Source organism: Variovorax sp. Soil_C_39 (assembly GCF_057656815.1).
This window is the reverse complement of sequence record NZ_JBDGJQ010000005.1, coordinates 120,298-141,426: the sequence shown is the minus strand read 5'-3', so window position 1 is coordinate 141,426 and position 21,129 is coordinate 120,298. Positions and strand designations below refer to the sequence as shown.

General features: G+C 66.8%; 18 protein-coding genes. 10 read left to right on the top strand and 8 right to left on the bottom strand.

Features of this window, described 5'->3' with window-relative positions:
- Positions 1-5: 5 nt before the first annotated feature.
- On the bottom strand, positions 6-2,069 hold the full coding sequence (locus AC3A6J_RS14915; protein WP_487860739.1) for a VIT and vWA domain-containing protein: 2,064 nt from the start codon (positions 2,067-2,069) through the stop codon (positions 6-8).
- A 206-nt stretch (positions 2,070-2,275) separates the two neighbouring features.
- On the opposite strand from AC3A6J_RS14915, the gene creD reads away from it, so the two are divergent.
- The 3 genes from creD (at position 2,276) to AC3A6J_RS14900 (ending at position 6,832) form a co-directional block, all read left to right on the top strand.
- The gene (creD, locus tag AC3A6J_RS14910; protein ID WP_487860738.1) at positions 2,276-3,706 is read left to right on the top strand and encodes a cell envelope integrity protein CreD; all 1,431 of its coding nucleotides are present in this window, start codon (positions 2,276-2,278) and stop codon (positions 3,704-3,706) included.
- 40 nt (positions 3,707-3,746) lie between these two features.
- Positions 3,747-6,122, top strand: coding sequence for a penicillin-binding protein 1A (locus AC3A6J_RS14905; protein ID WP_487860737.1), 2,376 nt, complete (start codon positions 3,747-3,749; stop codon positions 6,120-6,122).
- A gap of 104 nt (positions 6,123-6,226) precedes the next feature.
- On the top strand, positions 6,227-6,832 hold the full coding sequence (locus AC3A6J_RS14900) for a hypothetical protein (RefSeq protein ID WP_487860736.1): 606 nt from the start codon (positions 6,227-6,229) through the stop codon (positions 6,830-6,832).
- A 12-nt stretch (positions 6,833-6,844) separates the two neighbouring features.
- Here AC3A6J_RS14900 and creC read toward each other — a convergent pair whose 3' ends face one another.
- Positions 6,845-8,284 carry a two-component system sensor histidine kinase CreC gene (gene creC / locus AC3A6J_RS14895; RefSeq protein ID WP_487860735.1) on the bottom strand — a complete coding sequence of 480 codons (1,440 nt, stop codon included), beginning with the start codon at positions 8,282-8,284 and terminating at the stop codon, positions 6,845-6,847.
- A 124-nt stretch (positions 8,285-8,408) separates the two neighbouring features.
- Positions 8,409-9,191: a two-component system response regulator CreB gene (creB, locus tag AC3A6J_RS14890; RefSeq protein WP_487860734.1), complete on the bottom strand. Its 783-nt coding sequence runs from the start codon at positions 9,189-9,191 to the stop codon at positions 8,409-8,411.
- A 569-nt stretch (positions 9,192-9,760) separates the two neighbouring features.
- Between creB and AC3A6J_RS14885 the strand changes: the two genes are divergently transcribed.
- Entirely contained in the window at positions 9,761-10,690 is a 930-nt protein-coding gene (locus AC3A6J_RS14885; RefSeq protein ID WP_487860733.1) for a YcjF family protein, read from the top strand.
- 95 nt (positions 10,691-10,785) lie between these two features.
- Here the strand turns inward: AC3A6J_RS14885 and cueR are convergent, their stop codons facing one another.
- Positions 10,786-11,184 (bottom strand): Cu(I)-responsive transcriptional regulator, encoded by a 399-nt coding sequence (gene cueR, locus AC3A6J_RS14880; RefSeq protein ID WP_487860732.1) that lies wholly within the window; start codon positions 11,182-11,184, stop codon positions 10,786-10,788.
- 2 nt (positions 11,185-11,186) lie between these two features.
- Positions 11,187-11,381, bottom strand: a complete 195-nt coding sequence (locus AC3A6J_RS14875) for a heavy-metal-associated domain-containing protein (RefSeq protein ID WP_487860731.1) — start codon at positions 11,379-11,381, stop codon at positions 11,187-11,189.
- Positions 11,382-11,558: 177 nt separating this feature from the next.
- Here AC3A6J_RS14875 and AC3A6J_RS14870 point away from each other — a divergent pair, with 177 nt between their 5' ends.
- Entirely contained in the window at positions 11,559-13,811 is a 2,253-nt protein-coding gene (locus AC3A6J_RS14870) for a heavy metal translocating P-type ATPase (protein ID WP_487860730.1), read from the top strand.
- Here AC3A6J_RS14870 and AC3A6J_RS14865 read toward each other — a convergent pair.
- The 3 genes from AC3A6J_RS14865 to gstA form a co-directional block, all read right to left on the bottom strand.
- Positions 13,784-14,266, bottom strand: a complete 483-nt coding sequence (locus AC3A6J_RS14865) for an N-acetyltransferase family protein (RefSeq protein ID WP_487860729.1) — start codon at positions 14,264-14,266, stop codon at positions 13,784-13,786. The two genes, AC3A6J_RS14870 and AC3A6J_RS14865, sit on opposite strands and share 28 nt — an antisense overlap.
- 25 nt (positions 14,267-14,291) lie before the next feature.
- On the bottom strand, positions 14,292-15,395 hold the full coding sequence (locus AC3A6J_RS14860; protein WP_487860728.1) for an alkene reductase: 1,104 nt from the start codon (positions 15,393-15,395) through the stop codon (positions 14,292-14,294).
- 168 nt (positions 15,396-15,563) lie between these two features.
- Positions 15,564-16,172 carry a glutathione transferase GstA gene (gene gstA, locus AC3A6J_RS14855; protein ID WP_487860727.1) on the bottom strand — a complete coding sequence of 203 codons (609 nt, stop codon included), beginning with the start codon at positions 16,170-16,172 and terminating at the stop codon, positions 15,564-15,566.
- 206 nt (positions 16,173-16,378) lie between these two features.
- On the opposite strand from gstA, the gene AC3A6J_RS14850 reads away from it, so the two are divergent.
- The 5 genes from AC3A6J_RS14850 to AC3A6J_RS14830 all read left to right on the top strand — a co-directional run bounded on the left by AC3A6J_RS14850 (position 16,379) and on the right by AC3A6J_RS14830 (position 21,123).
- Positions 16,379-16,564, top strand: coding sequence for a DUF1328 family protein (locus AC3A6J_RS14850; RefSeq protein ID WP_280814496.1), 186 nt, complete (start codon positions 16,379-16,381; stop codon positions 16,562-16,564).
- A gap of 318 nt (positions 16,565-16,882) precedes the next feature.
- Positions 16,883-18,838, top strand: coding sequence for a tRNA uridine-5-carboxymethylaminomethyl(34) synthesis enzyme MnmG (mnmG, locus tag AC3A6J_RS14845; protein ID WP_487861089.1), 1,956 nt, complete (start codon positions 16,883-16,885; stop codon positions 18,836-18,838).
- A complete protein-coding gene (gene rsmG, locus AC3A6J_RS14840; protein ID WP_487860726.1) occupies positions 18,835-19,476 on the top strand; it encodes a 16S rRNA (guanine(527)-N(7))-methyltransferase RsmG in 642 nt (213 codons plus the stop codon). The genes mnmG and rsmG overlap by 4 nt, the downstream gene beginning before the upstream one ends.
- Positions 19,477-19,589: 113 nt before the next feature.
- Complete coding sequence (locus AC3A6J_RS14835) at positions 19,590-20,204, top strand: LysE family transporter (protein ID WP_487860725.1); 615 nt, start codon at positions 19,590-19,592, stop codon at positions 20,202-20,204.
- Positions 20,205-20,208: 4 nt separating this feature from the next.
- Positions 20,209-21,123: a ParA family protein gene (locus AC3A6J_RS14830; protein ID WP_487860724.1), complete on the top strand. Its 915-nt coding sequence runs from the start codon at positions 20,209-20,211 to the stop codon at positions 21,121-21,123.
- The last annotated feature ends 6 nt before the right edge of the window (positions 21,124-21,129 follow it).

Here is a 21,129-nt window from a genome sequence, read left to right as displayed (position 1 = left end):
CGCGTTCAGTGGGTGAAGCGACGCGGGTCGCTGCGGCGGGCCCGGCGGCGCAGCATGGCGAGCATCGACAGCACGAGCGCGACCGCGCCCAGCGTCTCGGGCTCGGGCGTGCTCGGCACCTCGGCGCCGAGTGCGAGCTCGCTCACGCCTTGCGGCAGCGGCAACGGCTGCTTCACCTCGACGCCGTTCTGCGGCGCAAGGTTCCGCACCACCTTGTCGACGGCAATGAAGCTCGTGTACTGCGTGAGCAGGCTGTACCGGAGGCCGAGATCGGTGATGCGTTGCTTGAAGGCGCTGCCGCCCTCGAGCGCTTCCTGGTCGCTCAGGCTCTGGATGCGGTGGCGCGCCCACAGCGTGCGCAGGGCCGCGCTGTCCTGCCGCATGTCCGGATCGATGGCGAGTTCACTGCGGTAGGGGCCGTCGGCGCCCTGGCCCTCGACGATGACGCGGCCGCGCGGTTCGCCGCGCCATTTGCCGAACACGATCACCGGGCGCTCGCCGAGCACATCGGGCAGCGCCTGCGGTTCGACGTCGTACACGTCGAGCCCGCCGAAGCTGAGCTTCACGTTGGTGAGCACCGGCGACTCGACCATGCGCTTGAAGCGTGCGGCCTGCTCGGGCGCCTGCACCGGGTCGGTGAGGATGAAGGGCTCGCCCATGCCGGCGCGCGCGATGCCTTCCATGAGGCTGCGGTTCACCGACGAGCCGATGCCGAACGCGAAGACATTGGCCTTAGAGAGATTCCTGCGCACGAGTTCGAAGGCCTCGCGCTCCACCGTGACGTAGCCGTCGGTCACGAGCACCACGGTGCGCGACACGTTCTCTTCCTTGGGCTCGGCGTAGACACGCTTCAGCGCGGGAATCAGTTCGGTGCTGCCGCTGCCGCGGTAGTTCTGGATGGTTTCGAGCGCCTGCGCGATGTTGGCGCGCGTGGCCGGCACCGACTGGGGCGCGAGCATCTTGTTGCTGCCCGAGAACAGCAGCACGTTGAAGGTGTCGCTCGGCCGCAGGCCGCCGATCAGCCGTTCGAGCACCGTCTTGGCGGTGTCGAGCGGAAAGCCGTGCATCGACCCCGAGATGTCGACCACGAAGATGTAGTCGCGCGGCGAGATCGCGCTCGCGGCCACCGCCTTCGGCGGCTCGATCATCGCAAGGAAGAAGTTCTCGCTGCCGTCGTCCGTGCCCTGTCCCTTGTAGAGCATCAGGCCCGACTCGATCCTGTCGCCGGCGAGGCGGTAGTCGAGCACGAAGTCGCGGTTGTCCGCAGGGCGGCCGTCGGCCGCGAGCACAACGTCGGCGTGCCGGTCCGCATCGCTCTTCGTCACCGCGATGGCGTGGGTCGGCGAACGCACTTCCTTCAGGCCCATTGGCGTCTCGATGCTGGCCTTGAGGCTGAAGCGGGTGGCGGGCGCCACGCCTGCGCGCAACGTGGGCTGCGCAGCCCAGCCGGCCTGCGCGTTCTCCGACTGCGGACTGTTGTAGCGCGGGCCCACGACCGTGGGGAAAACGAACGCATAGTTGCCCGACTGCGGTACCAGCAATTCGGTGTAGCGCAGTTCCACCTTCACGTCGTCGCCCGGCAGGATGTTGGCGACGTTCATCTGGAACACGTTGGGCAGGCGCTGCTCGAGCAGCGCGGCGGTCTTGCCCTCCTTCTTTGCGCTGTCGTATTCGATCTGCGCCTGCTGCTTCTCGCGGATCTGCGCGGTGATCAGCCGGTCGGCCAGGCGCACGTTGAGGCCGCTGACCGCGGCCTTGCTCGATCCCGGAAAGACGTACTTCGCCTCGATCGCGCGCTGGCCTTCGTTGCGGTAGGTCTGGGTCACCGTGACATCGGCGATGACGCCCGAGATCTTCACCGCCACCTCGGTCGCCTTGAGCGGCAGGCGGTCGACCGCGGGATCGTCGCTTTTCACGAAGAAATACGCGCTCTCGGTCTTCGAGCGCGGCCCGGGTGCTTCCTGCGCATGCACCGGATGCAGGGTCAGCGCGACGAAGCCGGCGGTCGCCAGGCTGAGGGTCGCGAGCCAGAGCCAGCGGCCGGGTCGGGGGGTGGTTTGGGCGTCCATGGCGAGGGTGTCGGTGTCCGTGCGAACTTGCACAGCCGCCACTGTCGGCGTCGCCCGAGAAGGCAATGGGAAGGCTTCTTGAAGTCCGGAATGCGCGATGCAGCCTTGTGTGAAGTCCATGTGAAGTCCACCTGCGGCTTCGCTTCACACCGCCTTCGGATGGCACCGCGAGCATCGCGGCTCCATTGACCAAGAGGAGAAGTTCCATGTCCCAATTGCTGAAGAGCCTGCAGGGCTCGATGCTCGTGAAGGTGGCGGGGTTGCTGTTGCTCACGCTGCTGCTGTGCATCCCGCTGGCGCGGATCGATTCGCTCAACCGCGAGCGCGGCCAAAGCCAGCGCGAGGCGGCCAACGAGCTTGCCGCCACCTATGCGGGCCCGCAGACCGTCGTCGGCCCGCTGCTGCTGGTGCCGTACGTCGAGCGCTGGCTGGAGCCGCTGCGCGATGCGAAGGGCACGGTGATCGGCCAGGAAGCGCGCAGCAAGGAGAGGGCGCACGTGGTGTTTCCCGACAAGCTGCACATCGAAGGATCGATGGCGCCGCAGGAACGCTACCGCGGCATCTTCAAGATTCCTTTCTATACGCTCGACGCCACGTTGACGGGCGCCTTCACGGTTTTCGATCCGGCCTCCGTGGCGCACAGCGAGACCGCATCGAAGATCGAATTCAAGACACCGGTCGTCGTCTTCGCCGCCAGCGACCTGCGCGGCCTCGACGGCTCGCCGATGATCGCGATGACCGGCGAAGCACTGCGCTTTCGGCAGCGCGTGCCTGGCATCGCGGGCGATGCCGCACTGGCCCGCGGCATCCATGCACCGCTGTCCGGCGCGGCGCTCGCCGCCTGGGAAGCCAAAGCGCCGATGCCCTTCGAGATGAAGCTTGGCCTGGTGGGCCAGGACACGCTCGCGTTGGTGCCGATCGCCGACGAGACCACCGCGCACCTGCGCTCGCCCTGGGCGCATCCGAGCTTCGGCGGCCGGTTCCTGGCCACCGAGCGGCAAGTGACGCCGCAAGGCTTCGATGCGCGCTGGCGTGTATCGTCGCTCGTGACTTCGGCGCGCGAAGAGGTGCGCGCGGCACTCGGCGCCGGCAGCTGGAAGCAGGCGCTGTCGATCCAGAGCTTCGACGTTTCGCTCGCGCAGCCGGTCAACGTGTATTCGATGAGCACGCGCGCCGGCAAGTACGGTGCGCTCTTCATCGGACTGGTGATCATGGCGGCCTTCATGTTCGAACTGTTCCGCCGCCAGCGCATGCATCCGGTGCAGTACGGGCTGGTTGGCCTGTCGATCGCGCTGTTCTTCCTGCTGCTGCTGGCGTTGTCGGAGAAGTTCGCGTTCTGGATGGCCTATGCCGGCGCGGCCGGCGCGAGCGTGCTGCTGCTTGCTGTCTATTTCAGCGCCGTGCTGCAAAGCTGGCAGCGCGGCGTGGGTTTCGGGGCCTATGTCGCGGTACTCTATGGCGCGCTCTACGGGCTGCTGGCGTCGGAAAGCAATGCGCTGCTGCTCGGCGCCCTGCTGACATTCGGCATGCTCGCCATCCTGATGCTCGCCACACGCAAGGTCGACTGGTACGCACTGTCGGCCGGGAACCACCGTGCACCGGCGCCAGTCTCACCAGAGGCGGCGCCTTCGGTGTAACCAATGCAACTGACTGTTTTTTCTCACTTCTGATTTCCCCATGGACGATTCCTCTTCTTCCACCGCCGACGCGGCCCGCTCGCAGCGGCTGCGGCGCATCGCGCGGTGGAGCGCCATCACGGCCGGCGGTGCAGCAATGGTGCTGCTCGTGGCCGCCGTCGTGACCGTTGCGGTCATCTACCCGCGGCTGCCCGACATTTCCGAACTCGCCGACTACCGGCCCAAGCTGCCGCTGCGCGTGTACACCGCCGAAGGCACGCTGATCGGCGAATTCGGCGAAGAGCGCCGCACGCTCACGCCGTTCGCAAGCATTCCCAAGGTCATGAAGGACGCCGTGCTCGCCGTGGAGGACGCGCGCTTCTACGAGCATGGCGGCGTCGACTACATCGGCTTCATGCGCGCCGCGGTCGCGAGCCTCAAGGGCGGACGCCAGCAGGGCGCCTCGACCATCACGATGCAGGTGGCGCGCAACGTCTACCTGAGTTCGGAACGCACGCTGACGCGCAAAACCTACGAAATCCTGCTTGCACTGCGGCTCGAACAGCAACTCACCAAGGACCAGATCCTCGAGATCTACCTGAACCAGATCTACCTCGGCAATCGGGCCTATGGCTTCGCGGCCGCCGCCGAGGCCTATTTCGGCAAGCCGCTGCAGAACGTCACCACCGCCGAGGCGGCGATGCTCGCTGGCCTGCCGAAGGCACCGGGCGCCAACAACCCGGTGGTCAATCCGCGCCGCGCGCGTGCGCGCCAGCTCTACGTGATCGACCGCATGCAGGAGACCGGCTTCATCACCGCCGAGCAGGCGGCCGCTGCCAAGAGCGAAGAGCTGCAACTGCGCGACGCGGCCGACCCGAACCGGCTGCATGCCGAACACGTGGCCGAGACGGTGCGCCAGACGATGTACGCGCAGTACGGCGACAGCATCTATACCAGTGGCATGAAGGTCTACACCTCGCTCGTGGCGGCCGACCAGGCTGCGGCCTACAAGGCGCTGCGCAAGGGCATCATGGACTACGAGCGGCGCCAGCCCTACCGCGGCCCCGAACGCTTCGTCGACCTGCCCGACGATCCGCAGCAGCTTGACGAAGCCGTCGACGACGCGCTGGCCGAGCACCCCGACAACGGCGACGTGATGGCTGCCGTGGTGCTGAAGGCCGGCAGCAGGGAGATCGAGGCGGTGCGCGCCAACGGCGAGGCGGTGCAGATCACCGGCGAAGGATTGCGGCCCGCGCAGTCGGGGCTCGCGGCCAAGGCGCCGCCGCACATCAAGATCCGCCGCGGCGCGGTGATCCGCGTCGCGAAGACGCCGAAGAACACCTGGGAAATCACCCAGCTGCCCGAAGTGGAAGGCGCCTTCATCTCGATGGATCCGCGCACCGGCGCGATCAAGTCGCTGGTCGGTGGCTTCGACTTCGGCAAGAACAAGTTCAACCACGTCACGCAGGCCTGGCGCCAGCCGGGATCGAGCTTCAAGCCCTTCATCTATTCGGCCGCGCTCGAGAAGGGTTTCACGCCCGCCACCATCGTGAACGACGCGCCGCTGTACTTCGAGGCCGGTCCCAACGGCCAGCAGGCTTGGGAGCCGAAGAACTACGATGGCGGTTTCGAAGGCCCGATGCCGCTGCGCACCGCGCTCATGAAGTCGAAGAACCTCGTCACCGTCCGCATCCTGCAGTCGATCGGCGCACCTTACGCGCAGGAATGGATCACGCGCTTCGGCTTCGACCGCGACAAGCACCCCGCCTACCTGCCGATGGCGCTCGGCGCCGGCTCGGTCACGCCGATGCAGATGGCCACGGCCTACTCGGTGTTCGCCAATGGCGGCTACAAGGTCAACCCGTACCTCGTGACGCGCATCACCGACCTGCGCGACAAGGTGCTGGTCGAGACCGAACCGCCCGTGCTCGACGAAAGCCGCCGCGCAATCCCCGAGCGCAACGCCTTCATCATGGATTCGCTGCTGCAGAGCGTGGTGCGCGGCGGCACCGCGGCACGCGCGCACCAGGCTCTCAAGCGCGACGACCTGTTCGGCAAGACCGGCACGACCAACGATTCGTTCGACACCTGGTTCGCGGGCTTCCAGCCGACCAACGTGGGCATCGCCTGGATCGGCTACGACACGCCGCGCCAACTCGGCGTGCGCGGCGAGACCGGCGGCAGCCTGAGCCTGCCGATCTGGATCGGCTACATGCAGTCGGCGCTCAAGGGCGTGCCCGTGAGCCGCATTCCCGAACCCGCAGGCGTGGCCAACATCGACGGCGAATGGTATTTCGACGAGTTCACGCCGGGTCACAACATCGCGAGCCTGGGCATCGAACCCGTCGAGGCGCCCATGCCGCCGCAAGAGCTCATGCCGCTCGGTCCGCCGCCACCACCGGAGGAGCGCAACCGCATCCTCGAGTTCTTCCGGTAACAGGCAGGGGAGGGTGGCGGGAGAAAGCACGTTGCCGGGTCTCTACACTTGGCGCCGTCCGCTTCTCCCGCTGCTGCCTCTTTTTTCTCCTTCTGCCTGCATCCATGGAAATACTCATCCTGGTGGCATTGATCGCTATCGGCGGCCACTTGCTCAAGTCCCGTGAACAGCGCCAGCGCATCGTGCTGCTCGCCAGCCATCTCGGCAATTTCCAGATCGAGCGACTCATGGAAACGCTCACCGACGGCTACCTGCGCTGCCTCGGCGAAGACGATCCCGCGCGGCGCGAGCAGATCTGGCGCATGCTCGACGCGACCGAGCAGAAGCTCTCGGGCGAATTCGACCGCTTCGCCGCTGCCTTCGCGCGGGTCGAGCCGGCCGATGCACGCGTGAGCAAGCTGCCGCTCGCCATTCCGTTCGCCCACACGCTGTTCCCGGCCGCGACCTTCGACATGCGCGAAGCACTCGTCATCCACGCCCGCGGCATCGCCGAGACGATGCGCAACGAGGCGGGCCGCACGCCCAAGGCCAAGGCCTTCACCATGTCGGCCGAACTGTTCCTGATGCAACACACCTGCCACTGGTTCTGCAAGTCGAAGGCGGTGGCCTCGGCGCGCATGCTGGCGCGGCACAAGACCTCTTACGAACAATTGCTCGGTGCCGTGAGCCCCTCAACGCGGGCGGCCTACGGTGCACTGACCGGCCAGTAAGAAAAGCTCGCCTCAGTGCGCTGACATGAGCGGCAGCGTGAGCGTAGCCACCGCGCCGCCGCGCGCGGCATTGCCGAGCTCGATGCGACCACGGTGCAGCGCGGCGATCTCCTTCACGAAGGCCAGCCCGAGGCCGGTGCTCTTTTTGCGGCTGTGCGGCCGCGCGAGCGAATAGAACTTCTGGAAGACCTTCTCTTTCGCGTAGTCGGGAATGCCCGGCCCGCGGTCGCGCACGGTCACGCGCGCGAGTTTCGAGGTGGTCTCGAGCGTGAGCAGCACCTCGCTGTCGGTGGGCGAAAAGTCGATCGCGTTGTCCAGCAGGTTGCTGATCGCGCGGCGCAGCAGGAACGGATCGCCTTCGGCGGTGGCCTCGGCGCGGATGTCGACGCGCACGCGAATGTTGCGCCTGGCCGCCGCAGGCTGGGCGCTGCTGGCGATGTCATCGATCAGCAAGGCCAGCGCCACCGGCTCGGTACGGTCGAGCCCGCGCCGCGCTTCGAGCGCGGTGAGTTCCATCATGCGGTCGACGATCTCCTGGATGCGCTGCGTCTCGCGCGCGATGTTCCGCAGGAACCGCTCGCGCTCCGCGTGCGGCATCGAAGGCTCCTGCAGCAGCTCGGCCGCGCCGCGGATCGCCGACAGCGGGCTCTTCACTTCGTGCGTGAAGTTCTGCACATAGTCCGCCACGTAGTTGCGGCCCGTCAGGGTGTCGCGCATCTCGCTGAAGCCGGTGCGCACCGCATCCACCGCGCGGCGCGCCATGCGCCCGATGCTCAGACTGCGCTGCGCGCGCACCCAGGCCCAATAGTCGGAGATCAGCCCGAAAGGCCGCACCAGCCAGACCGAGACGATCACCGCCAGCACCAGCAGCGCCAGGCCCGAACCCACGCCGACCCACAGCGTGCGGGCGCGTGCGTCGTCGACGAACTGGCCGAAGCTCTGCACCGGCTTGCCGACGCTGACCATGCCGACGATCTCGTTGTTCCAGCGGATCGGCGCGCCCACGTACATCACCGAGGTGCGCGGATCGGCCTCGACGTCGCGCGTCGTGCGCGCGCCGTAGATGCCGCCGAGCGTGCGCCGCACGTCGCTCCAGTTGGAATAGTCCTCGCCCAGGTGTCGGCCGAGCGAATCGAACATCACGCGCCCGCTGCGGTCGGTGACGTAGACACGCAGCTCGACGCGGTTCTTGTGCAGGTTGTAGATCTGCGCCGAGAACTCGCGCGCATAGACGCTGCGAAACAGCGGCTCGAGGCGCGCGGTGTTGATGGCGCCGGCGATCACGTCTTGCTCGACCAGGCTCGCGAGCAGCTGTGAGATCTCGACCAGCGATTCCTCGGCCGATTCGCGGTAGCGCGGATCGATGTCGGCGACCACGCGGTACAGCAGGAACGCGATGCCCGCCGTGTAGATCAGCAAGATCCCGATGAAGATCCGCGTTCGACGAGACATCAGGCTCTCCCCCAGTCTTCGCGCACTGCGTGTCGCTTCGCCCACCCCCTCACCGGGGGCAACACCAGCGGCCCGGCAAAGCCGGTTCCGCGGTGTTCCGCGAAAAAACATGCCGAAGCCGATGTCATACGGCTGATGGGAGTTCCTCGTTCAGCGCATAACCGGTGCCGCGCAGCGTGCGGATCGGCTCCACCTCGGGCGCGATCGCCTTGAGCTTGGCGCGCAGCGTCTTCACGTGCGCATCGACGGTGCGGTCGAAGCTCTCGCTCGCATCGTCCCAGACCAGCTGCAGCAGTTCGTCGCGCGTGAAGACCCGGCCCGGACGCTGCACGAGCAAGCGCAGCAGACCGTATTCGTAGCGCGAGAGTTCGAGCAGGCGCCCGTAATAGCGTATCTGCATGCGTTCGATGTCGAGCAAGAACGGCATTGCAGGGGTCTGCGAAGGCGTTGAAGGCGCCGCGGGCGCGTTTTGATGGGGGAGCCCGCCGGCCGGTGCTGCTACCCCTCCAGCGCTCGTTCTTGCGCTGCGCCGAAGAATGGTGCGCACCCGGGCCACCAGTTCGCGCGGCGAGAAGGGCTTGGCAATGTAGTCGTCGGCGCCGAGTTCGAGCCCCACCACGCGGTCGATCTCGTCGCTTCTCGCGGTCAGGAACAGCATAGGCACTTCGGCACCGCCCTGCGACTGGTTCAGCGCACGCAGCCGCTTGAAGAGTTCGAAACCGTTGAGATCGGGCAGGCCGACGTCGAGGATCGCGAGCGCTGGCGGCTCTTTGGCGAACTGCGCGATGGTCTCTTCAGCCGTAGCGCAGCACACGGGCGTGAAGCCGTCGCTCTGGAGCACGTACTGCAGCGTGTCGGCAATGCCCGATTCGTCCTCGGCGATCAGGATCCGCGGTTTGAAACTCATCCCCGGATGTTAGCGAGGCAACGCAGCGCGGGAGCGGCCGCGTTGTGCGCGTGGCGCCGCGAACACGGCGGGGCCCTTCGCGGCTTTTTTCTTGCGCGAGGCGCTGGCGCTGTATCTCTTTCTTAATTCTCTTATTCAAATTAGTAGTAGTAGGTAAGGGAGGCCCCCTCCTGTGGACAGGCCTCTTTTCCCGTTGTGTGACAGGCACTTGTCACACCTGCGTCACTGTGCGCAGCTGCGCTTCCGTGGTGTCGCGCCAAAAGGAACAACATTGCGGCGCGGCCCGCCCCTGTGGATAACCACCTGTTTGTGCCGAAAATCTCCCCAGGGTTGTCCTTTGACAGCGTGGCGCAAATCTGCCAAAGACAACTTTGGTGCAAAGAAACCGGTTGCTGTTTAATTGAGCAGACTGTTGATTCGCCTTAAAAATCAAACACTTACCTTCGTCTTACAAAGTAGTGCGTTGTTTATCCACAGAGTTGCCCAAGCTTTGTGGGGAGAACCGGCGGTGGAACCTTAGGGGACTTTGCCGAACGAACCTTGTCCTTCAATCTGCGGAAATACCGAACGTGACCACCTCCGAAACCAGGGCCATCGTGACCCTCAGCCTGCTGGCCGCTTTCGTCGACGGCGAGAAACACGAGCGCGAACGCGCCGAGATCAAGCGCATCGCCGAAGGCCTGTCGCAGGCCGACGGCGTGAACCTGCCGACGCTCTACCAGGACGTGCTGATGAAGCGCGTGTCGCTGGCCGGGGCGGCCGGCGATCTCCAGAGCAGCGAGTCGAAGCAGCTGGCCTACGAGATGGCCGTCTGCGTGTGCGACGCGGACGGCACGCAGTCGGAGGCGGAGCGCATGTTCCTCGCCGACCTGCGCACCTCGCTCGGGCTCGATGCCTCTGCCGTCCAGTTCTCGAGGCAGGCCGAAGAGATCGCGGCCGTGCCGGTAGCCACCGGCGCCGCGGCGGCCGCAACCAGCACGGTGGATGGCGCCGAACTCGACAAATCCATCCTCAATGCAGCCATCCTCAACGGCGCACTCGAACTGCTGCCCGAGACGCTGTCGACCATGGCGATCATTCCGCTGCAGATGAAGCTGGTCTACCGCATCGGCAAGGCACACGGCTATGACCTCGATAGCGGCCACATCAAGGATTTCATCGCGACGGTGGGCGTGGGCCTGACCTCGCAGTACCTCGAACAGGCCGGGCGCAAGCTGCTCGGCGGCCTGCTCGGCAAGATGGGCGGTGGACTGCTGCGTGGCATCGGCAACCAGGCCGTGAGTTCGGGGATGAGCTTCGCGTCCACCTATGCGCTGGGCCATGTGGCCAAGCGCTATTACGCGGGCGGCCGCACGCTGTCGACGCAGATGCTCAAGGACACGTTTGCGGGCGTGGTGCAGGAAGGCAAGAGCCTGCAGACCCAGTACCTGCCCGCGATCCAGGAAAAGGCGCGCACCCTCGACACCGCGAAGGTGATGGCGCTGGTCAGGGGGGCCTGAACGTCACTACACCGCTCACTGGTGCACCCTTGGCGCTGCGCGCCTTCCCGCCAGGCGGGAGCGAGCTTGCTTGGGGCGGCCCGGCGCTGCGCTCCTCAGTGTGCGAGGTCGTCGAGGATCGGGCACTCGGGCCGCGCATCGCCGTGGCAGCAGTGCACCAGATGGGCGAGCGTGTTGCGCATCGCCTGCATGTCGGCAATGCGCTGCTCGAGTTCGCCGAGGTGCTTCTGCGCGATGCGCTTGACGCTCGCGCTGGCGCGGCGCCGGTTGTGCCACAGCCCCACCAGTTCCGCGATTTCCTCCATCGAGAAACCGAGGTCGCGCGAACGCTTGATGAAGCGCAGCGTGTGGATGTCGGTGTCGCCGTACTGGCGGTAGCCGCTTTCGGTGCGCGCCACGGCGGGCAGGAGGCCGAGGCCTTCGTAGTGCCGCACCATGCGCGCAGAAACGCCCGAGCGCTGTGCGGCTTCGCCAATGGAGACGCTCGCCCCCATGTTCATTTCACCGCGTAGCCGGCGTTTTCGATGGCCGCCACGAGGTCCGCGCGCGGTTGTTGGCTGAGCACGTCGACATGGCCGGTTTCGAGATCGACCGTGACCTGTGCCTCGGGGTCGACCGTCTGCACCGCGTTCTGCACCGCGCTCACGCAATGACCGCAGCTCATGCCCGAGACCTGGAATTTCTGACTCATCGTTTTGGCTCCTGTGAATGATTGAAGATGGACCGAATCGAAGAAGCCTCAGTTTGAACCCTCTCACGATGTCAATGTCCAGCGAAGGGGCACTGCACGCCGACTGCTTGACCTTGCCATGATGTGAGGCTTTAGCCTTGGCGCATGGAAACTCTGCAAAACGATCCCCGCTTGGCCATGCGCACCAGCCAGCTTTCCGTCGGCGGCATGACCTGCGCCTCCTGCGTCATGCGCGTCGAGCGCGCGCTCAAGAGCGTGCCGGGCGTGCAGGAAGTCAGCGTGAACCTCGCGACCGAATCGGCCCGCATCGTGGCGGCGGGCACCGAAGACCTCGAGGCACGCCTGCGCCGCGCGATCCGCACTGCCGGCTACGAGCCGCGCAGCGCCGACGAGGTCGATGCCGCGGCGGCCGAGCCGTCGCGCTGGCAGGGCTTCGGGCCGGTCGCGATCGGCCTGCTGCTCTCGATCCCGCTGATGGCACCGATGCTCGGCCAGCCCTGGGGCCACGACTGGATGCTGCCGCCGTGGCTGCAATTGCTGCTGGCCGCGCCGGTGCAGTTCTGGCTCGGTGCGCGCTTCTACCGCGCGGGCTGGCATGCCGCGCGCGCAGGCACCGGCAACATGGATCTGCTGGTGGCGCTCGGCACCAGCGCGGCCTTCGGCTTGTCGCTCTGGCTCTGGTGGCGCGCCGCCACGGGGGCGCACGCAGGGCACGGCGCGATGCCGCACCTGTATTTCGAGGCTTCGGCCATGGTGATCACGCTGGTCCTGCTCGGCAAATGGCTCGAGGCGCGCGCCAAGCGCCAGGCGACCTCGGCGATCCGTGCCTTACAGCAATTGCGCCCGGAGGTGGCGCATCTCGTCGGCCCGCGCGGCGAGAGCGACGTGCCCGTGGCCGAACTCATGGCGGGCGACCGGCTCGCCGTGCGGCCCGGCGAGCGTGTGCCGGCGGATGCGTGCGTGGTCGAAGGCCATTCCGAGGTCGACGAGTCGATGCTCACCGGCGAGCCGCTGCCGGTGCCGAAGGGGCCGGGCCAGGCGCTCACGGGCGGTTCGGTCAACGGCGATGGGCGCCTGGTGGTGGAGGTCAGCGCGGTGGGCGCCGAAAGCGTGCTCGCGCGCATCATCCGGCTGGTCGAGGATGCGCAGGCCGCGAAGGCGCCGATCCAGCGCCTGGTGGACAAGGTCGCGGCCGTGTTCGTGCCGGTGGTGCTCGTGATTGCGCTCGCCACCCTGGGGAGCTGGCTGTGGATGGGCGCTGGCATCGAGGCGGCGCTGGTCCATGCGGTGGCAGTGCTGGTAATCGCCTGCCCGTGTGCCCTCGGCCTTGCCACGCCGGTGGCGGTGATGGCCGGCACCGGCGTGGCGGCGCGGCGCGGCATCCTCGTGAAGGATGCGCGCGCGCTCGAAGTCGCCCACCGTGTCGACACCATCGCCTTCGACAAGACCGGCACGCTGACCATTGGGCGGCCTGTGCTCACGGCGCTGCTGCCGGCGGGAGCGGGCAGCCAGCGCACCGAGGCCGCATTGCTGGCCACGGCCGCCAGTCTGCAGGGCGGCAGCGAGCATCCACTGGCGCGTGCGGTGCTCGCTGCCGCGGCCGAGCGCGGTGTGCAGGCGCCGCCGCTCGGCGCGATGCAGGCGATGCCGGGACGCGGCGTGCGCGGTGAGGTCGGTGGCGCGGGCAGCGATGAGCAATGGGCCATCGCGAGCCTGCGCTGGTGCGCGGAACTCGGGGCGAAGCCCGATGCCGCGCAGATCGAAGGCCTGCATGCGCAAGGTGCGACCGTGTCGGCATTGCTGCGCTTCGACGCGGCCGGCGCGGCCCAGGTCGAGGCGCTGCTCGCCTTTGCCGACGAGCCCAAGCCGGAGGCCGCCGAAGCCGTTCGCACGCTGCGCGCGCGCGGCCTGCGCGTGGTGATGATCTCGGGCGACAACCGGCGCGCGGCCGAAGCCATGGCCGCGCGGCTCGGCATCGAGGCGGCCGATGTGCGTGCCGAAGTGCTGCCCGGCGACAAGGCCGCGCAGGTCGCTGCGCTGAAGCGCGACGGCCATGTGGTCGCGATGGTCGGCGACGGCGCCAACGATGCCCCCGCACTGGCTGCGGCCGACGTGGGCATGGCGATGGCACCCTCGGGCGGCGGCACCGACGTGGCGATGGAAGCCGCGGGCATCACGCTGATGCGCGGCGACCTGGCGCTCGTGGGCGAAGCGCTCGAACTCTCGGCGCGCACCGTCGCGAAGATCCGGCAGAACCTGTTCTGGGCCTTTGCCTACAACGTGGCCGGCATTCCGTTGGCCGCAATCGGCTGGCTCAGCCCGGTGGTGGCCGGCGCTGCGATGGCGCTCTCGAGCGTGAGCGTGATGGCCAACGCGCTGCTGCTGCGGCGCTGGAAGCCGCGTCAATCGATCAGCAGTGCGAGCAGGTAATCGTCGATGTAGTCGGCTTCGCCCGCGCGCTTGTAGAACTTGCGCAGCACGCCTTCGCACTCGAACCCGAGCTTCTCGTAGAAACGCAAGGCCCCCGTGTTGTCGGCCTCGGCATAGAGCTCGATGCGCTTCACTCCCTCTGCCTCGAGTTGCTTGATCGCATCGCGCACCATGGCCTGTGCAATGCCTCGGCCGTGTAGCGCCGGGTCGACCGCGAGCGTGCCGAAGCAGGCCACGTGGCTGGCGCGTCCCGGGTAGCGCGTGGCGCGGTAGAAGCCCGCGATGCGACCGTCCGCTTCGTACACGTAGAAGCAGCCGCAGCCGACCAGCTCGTCGAAGATCGGGCGGAACGGGTCGAGCGGCATCGGGTCGTAGCCCAGGAAGGGCACGACGCGCTCGTGCATGTAGATGTCGAAGACCGCTTCGAGGTCCTGGGGTACGGCAAGCCTGCGCATGGGGTGTGCGTGCGGAGCCGCCGCGTCAGTCGAGCGTCGGATAGTCGATGTAGCCCTTGGCGCCGCCACCGTACATCGTGGCCTTGTCGACGGCATTGAGCGCTGCGTTCTCGCGCAGGCGGCGCACGAGGTCGGGGTTGGCGATGAAGGGCTTGCCGAAGGCCACGAGGTCGTCGCCTTCCTTCACGGCCTGTTCCGCGAGCGGCTTGTCGTAGCCGTTGTTGACCATCCAGGCGGCCTTGCCGCCGGCCGCGCGGTAGGCGGCCTTGAGCGCCTCGTAGTCGAACGGGCGGTCCTCGATCTCGCGCGGGCCGCCGGTGGCACCTTCGATGACGTGGATGTAGGCCAGGCCGAGTGGCGCGAGCTGCTGCACCACGTAGGTGAAGAGCGGCTGCGGATCGGCATCGTGCGCGTCGTTGGCCGGCGTCACGGGCGACAGCCGGATGCCGGTGCGGCCGCCACCGACCGCGTCGACCACCGCGCGCGTGGCTTCGAGCAGCAGGCGGGCACGGTTCTCGATGCTGCCGCCGTAGTCGTCGGTGCGCTTGTTGCTGCCGTCCTTCAGGAACTGGTCGAGCAGGTAGCCGTTGGCGCCGTGCAGTTCCACGCCGTCGAAGCCAGCGGTTTCGACAGCGTTGCGCGCGGCCGCGGCATAGGCGTGAACGATGCCGGGGATTTCTTCGGCATCGAGCGCACGCGGCTCGGAGGTTTCGACGAATGTCGGCACGCCGTCCTTGATCAGCACCGTCTTCGTCTTGGCGGTGATGGCCGACGGCGCGACCGGCTTGCCGCCATCGGGCTGCAGTTCCGTGTGCGAGACGCGGCCAACATGCCAGAGCTGCACCACGATCTTGCCGCCCTTGGCGTGCACGGCCTCGGTCACGCGCTTCCATCCGTCGAGCTGCTCGGTGCCGTAGAGACCGGGCACGTCCGCGTAGCCCTGGCCCTGGTGGCTGATCGCCGTGGCCTCGGTGATGAGCAGGCCGGCCGAGGCGCGCTGCGCGTAGTAGGTCGCGGCCATCTCTGTCGGGATCGCATTGGGCGACCGGTTGCGCGTGAGCGGCGCCATCACGATGCGGTTGGCGAGCTGCAGGTCGCCGGCTTGCACGAGGTCGAAGAGGGTGGGCATGGGATATCAACCGGAAGAGTGGGAACAGGCGCGAGGCTAAACCTGCAACCCGAATCCGTGCTTTCGCACGGTTGTCCGAATGCTGCTAGGTGGGGCGGTGCGTGCCGGTGCCGCCTGGCGCCCCTGACCCGGGATCGAGAGCGCGCGCATGCTTCCGGGCGCTTCGGCTTACTTCAGCAGGCCTTCTGCCTTCATCGCTTCCTGCACCGCCGGGCGCGCACCGACGCGTGCGTGCCAGGCCTGGAGGTTCGCGAAGTCCGAGATGTCGACGCTGGTCGGTTTGGTCCAGTTGGTGACGGTGAACAGGTAGGCATCGGCCACGCTGAAGTGCTCGCCCATGAGGTATTGGCGGTCTGCGAGCTGTCCGTCGAGCCATTGGTAGCGCGACTTGAGCTTGTCCTTGAAGATCGTCTTGGCTTCCTCGGGCATCGCGGCGTTGAACAGCGGGCTGAAGCCCTTGTGCATCTCGGTGCCGATGAAGGTCAGCCATTCCTGCAGTCGGTAGCGCTGCAGGGTGCCGGCGGCCGGCGCGAGGTTCTTGGTTGGCGCGAGGTCGGCGATGTACTGGACGATCGCCGGACCTTCGCGCAGGCGCGTGCCGTCGTCGAGTTCGAGCATCGGCACATAGCCCAGCGGATTGATCCCGTAGTAGTCGGTGCCATCCTGCAGCTTGTGGCTCTTGGTGCTCGCGAGCACCGGTTCGAAGGCAATGCCCGCCTCCTTCAGCGCGATGTGGGGTGAGAGCGAACAGGCGCCGGGCGAGTAGTACAGCTTCATGCGAGGAATCTCCAGCTTGGAATGATGAATGTGAAAGAACCGATGACCGCGCGATGCTAGCGGGTTTGCGTCATGCGCGTCCCGGGCGCGCCTGTGGCGCGTTTTTGTCCTACGGGCTCACGCGCAGGCCGACTATCGGTCGTGCGCACATGCGTTCTTTAAGCTTCGCCGCATGGCGGGCACAGCGCCTGCCCAAGGAGAAACAGATGTTGAAGTACGCCATCATTTTTGCCGTCATCTCGCTCGTCGCGGCCCTGTTGGGCTTCGGTGGCATCGCGGCGGGTGCGGCCGGTATCGCGAAGCTGCTGTTTGGCCTGTTCCTCGCACTGGCCCTGCTGTTCGTGGTGCTCGCGGTGCTGGGGGTCGGTGCGGTCAAGAAGGCCATCGATTGACGCACCGGCTGGTACCGCGTTGGCCACGCATGCTGTCGCTCGGCCAGTTATTGCAGAGCCCCGCCCACCGTGTGGTGCGGGTTCTGCTCGTGACCCAGGCGGATTGGGAATTGCCACTGCACCGTCGCGCCGCCTGACCAGGCCAATGCTATAAATTTGATAGCATCACCGCATTGACAGCAAAGGCGTCGGCGCCTTTTCGGTCCAAGCACTTCGGCCGCCCCCCAATTGCCCGTACACCTCGCGCAGACCGGCACCCCCGATTAAAATCGATGCCCCCTTTGCGCAGCGCACGCGTCAGTGGTGCGCCCCCCTTTCATGCTGTACCCCGAAGAATTCGATGTGATCGTCGTTGGCGGTGGCCACGCCGGCACCGAGGCCGCGCTTGCGTCCGCCCGCATGGGCGCCAAGACCCTGCTGCTTTCCCACAACATAGAGACCTTGGGGCAGATGAGCTGCAACCCCTCGATCGGCGGAATCGGCAAGGGCCATCTGGTCAAGGAGGTCGACGCACTCGGCGGGGCCATGGCCATCGCCACCGACGAGGCCGGCATCCAGTTCCGGATCCTCAATTCGAGCAAAGGTCCCGCCGTACGCGCCACGCGGGCGCAGGCTGACCGCGTTCTCTACAAGGCGGCGATCCGCCACCGGCTCGAGAACCAGCCCAACCTGAGCCTGTTCCAGCAGGCCGTCGACGACCTCATGGTCGAGGGCGATCGCGTTGTCGGTGCCGTCACCCAGGTTGGCATCGCCTTTCGCGCACGCGCGGTGGTGCTGACCGCGGGCACCTTTCTCGATGGCCGCATCCATGTGGGGCTCGACAACTACCAGGCCGGGCGCGCAGGCGATCCGCCGGCGGTCAGTCTGTCGGCGCGGCTCAAGGAACTCAAGCTGCCGCAGGGCCGGCTCAAGACCGGCACGCCACCGCGCCTCGACGGCCGGACCATCGATTTCTCGAAGTGCACCGAACAACCCGGCGACGGCATGCCGGGCGGGGCAGGGCCGATGCCCGTGTTCAGCTTCATGGGCCGAACCGACATGCATCCGCAGCAGATGGCGTGCTGGATCACCCACACCAACGCGCGCACGCACGAGATCATTCGCTCGGGGTTCGACCGCAGCCCGATGTTCACCGGCAAGATCGACGGTGTCGGCCCGCGCTACTGCCCGAGCGTGGAAGACAAGATCAACCGATTTGCGGACAAGGAAAGCCACCAGATCTTTCTCGAGCCCGAAGGGCTGACCACGAACGAGTACTACCCCAACGGCATCTCGACGAGCCTGCCGTTCGACATCCAATACCAGCTCGTGCGTTCGATGCCCGGGCTGGAGAACGCCCACATCCTGCGTCCCGGCTATGCCATCGAATACGACTACTTCGATCCGCGTGAACTCAAGAGCAGCTTTGAGACGCGGTCGATCCAGGGCCTGTTCTTTGCGGGCCAGATCAACGGCACTACCGGTTACGAGGAAGCCGCTGCACAGGGCCTGTTCGCCGGCGTCAATGCCGCATTGCAGTGCCGAGGCGAAGCGCCCTGGCTGCCGCGCCGCGACGAGGCCTACCTCGGCGTGCTGGTTGACGACCTGATCACCAAGGGTGTGACCGAGCCGTACCGCATGTTCACGAGCCGCGCCGAGTTCCGACTGCAGCTGCGCGAGGACAACGCCGACATGCGGCTCACTGAGACCGGCCGCAAGCTGGGCCTTGTCGATGACGCGCGGTGGGACGCTTTCAGCCGCAAGCGGGATGCTGTTTCACGTGAAACACAGCGGCTCAAGTCGATTTGGGTGAATCCGCGCAACCTGCCCGCGGCCGAGTCGGAGCGTGTGCTCGGCAAGGCGATTGAGCGCGAATACAACCTGGCCGACCTGCTGCGCCGGCCCGATGTGAGCTACGAGACCTTGATGTCGCTCGACGGCGGCAAGTACGGCGCGGAAATGGCGCTAGGCGACAGCGAAATCGAGCAGATCGAGATCTCGGCCAAGTATTCAGGCTACATCGAGCGGCAGCACGACGAGGTCGAACGTGCGGCGCACTTCGAGAACCTGCGCCTGCCGGCCGACTTCGATTACGGTCAGGTCCAGGCATTGAGTTTTGAAGTGCGCGACAAGCTCGCCAAGCACCGGCCCGAGACCCTGGGCCAGGCGTCCCGCATCTCGGGCGTGACGCCCGCGGCAATTTCCCTGCTGATGATTCATCTGCGAAAAGGAGGGCACAAGGCGTTCAGCCGCGATGCCGCCGCCGATGCTGCAGTGGAAACACCCGCCGGATGAGCGCGCCGATCGACACGCTGCGTGATGGCGCAGCCGCCCTGGGCACGAGCCTGTCGCAAGCCCAGGCCGAGCAACTGCTGGCATACGGCAGCCTCATGCTCAAGTGGAACAAGGTCTACAACCTGACGGCGCTGCGCGACCCGTCAAGCGTGCTGACCCATCATCTGCTCGACAGCATCGCGGCGGTGGCGCCGCTGCAACGCGAGTGGGCAGGGCAGGGCAGGCTACTCGACGTGGGTTCGGGCGGTGGGCTCCCGGGCGTGGTGATCGCAATCCTGCGGCCCGACCTCGAAGTCACCTGCCTCGATGCGGTGGCCAAGAAGGCGGCCTTCGTACAACAGGTTGCGGCCGAGCTCGAGATCCGGAATCTGCGCGGGCTGCATGCGCGCGTCGAATCGTTGTCGGGCAGTTATGAACTCATCAGCAGCCGCGCGTTTGCCTCGCTGCCGGATTTCTTCAGTGGCTCGATGCACCTGCTCACACCGGAAGGCCTCTGGCTCGCGATGAAGGGCAAGGTGCCGGCCGAAGAGCTGGCCACCTTGCCGCCGAAGGTCGCTGTGTTTCACGTGGAACAACTGACGGTGCCGGGTCTCGAGGGCGAGCGCTGCATCGTCTGGGCGCGCAAGCAGGCGGATTGAACTGCGAAAAGGCGGACCGGCTGTCGCAAAAGCCGGGCACAGACGGGCTTCGCCGCGGCGCACTGCCTTAGACTCGACGCCTCCCCTGGTTCTCTTTCTTCGAGGCAATTCCCATGTTCGGCATCGCTGACTACGGCGCATTCGTCGCCGCCATCGTCCTCTTTCTGTTGATTCCCGGCCCGGGCAACCTCGCGCTGATCACCTCGACCAGCAAGGGCGGAATCAAGGGCGGGCTGGCCGCCACCATGGGCGTGATCCTCGGCGACCAGTGCCTGATGTGGGCTGCGGTGGCTGGCGTGTCGGCCGTACTGGCCACCTACCCGGCGGCGTTCACAGCGGTGCAATGGCTTGGCGCGGCCTACCTTGCATGGCTGGGTGCCCGGATGCTGTTGGCCAAGCCCGGCTCCGCGCCGATCCTCCACATCCGCCCGAGCCATTTCCTGCGCCAGGCGTTCGCGATCACGCTGCTGAATCCCAAGGCCATCGTGTTCTACATGGCCTTCTTCCCGCTGTTCGTGGACCCTGCGCGCCACCAGGGCGTGGTCACTTTCGGCGCCATGGCGCTCACGATCGCCGTGCTGACCTTCCTGTACGGCCTGACCTCGACGCTGCTCACCCACTTCCTGGCCGAGCGCATCCGTGCCAATCCGCGCATCTCCGGCGCGCTCGAGAAGCTCGCGGGGATCTTCCTGATCGCCTTCGGCATCAAGCTCGCCATTTCCCGCTGATCCGATGGCCAAGATTTTTTGCATTGCCAACCAGAAGGGCGGCGTCGGCAAGACCACCACCACGGTCAACCTCGCGGCCGGGCTCGCCAAGGTAGGGCAACGGGTGCTGATGATCGACCTCGATCCCCAGGGCAACGCCACCATGGGCTCGGGCATCGACAAGCGCCAGCTCGAGCTCACGGTGTACGACGTGCTGCTCGAGTCGGCGTCGGTCGCCGAGGCGCGCGTCAAGGCCGACAAGCTGGTGGAAGGCGGCTGCGGCTACGACGTGCTGGGCGCCAACCGCGAACTGGCCGGTGCCGAGGTCGAGATGGTGGCGCTCGACCGGCGTGAGAAGCGGCTGCGCACGGCGCTGGCAGCCGTGGGCGCTGAATACGACTTCGTGCTGATCGACTGTCCGCCTAGCCTCAGCCTGCTCACGCTCAACGGCCTGTGCGCGGCGCACGGCGTGATCGTGCCGATGCAGTGCGAGTACTTCGCGCTCGAAGGGCTGACCGATCTCGTCAACACCATCAAGCAGGTGCACGCCAACCTCAACAAGAACCTGCAGATCATCGGGCTCCTGCGCGTGATGTTCGATCCGCGCATCACGCTGCAGCAGCAGGTGAGCGAGCAGCTCAAGGCGCATTTCGGCGACAAGGTGTTCGACACCGTAATCCCGCGCAACGTGCGCCTGGCCGAGGCGCCGAGCTACGGCCTGCCGGGCGTGGTGTTCGACCCCGCGGCGCGCGGGAGCCAGGCTTTTGTCGCCTTCGCCAGCGAGCTGGTGCAGAAGATGCCGCCCGCGAGCGCCTTTGCCTCGATCGCTCCCGCACCGCCGGCTGCCGCCACATCCCCGGCATCGGCGCCGCTCTCCTTGCCCGAGGATGTGCTCGCACCCGCGGCTGCGTCCGATGCCGCCAGCGAGAAGAGCGCGTGAGCTCCG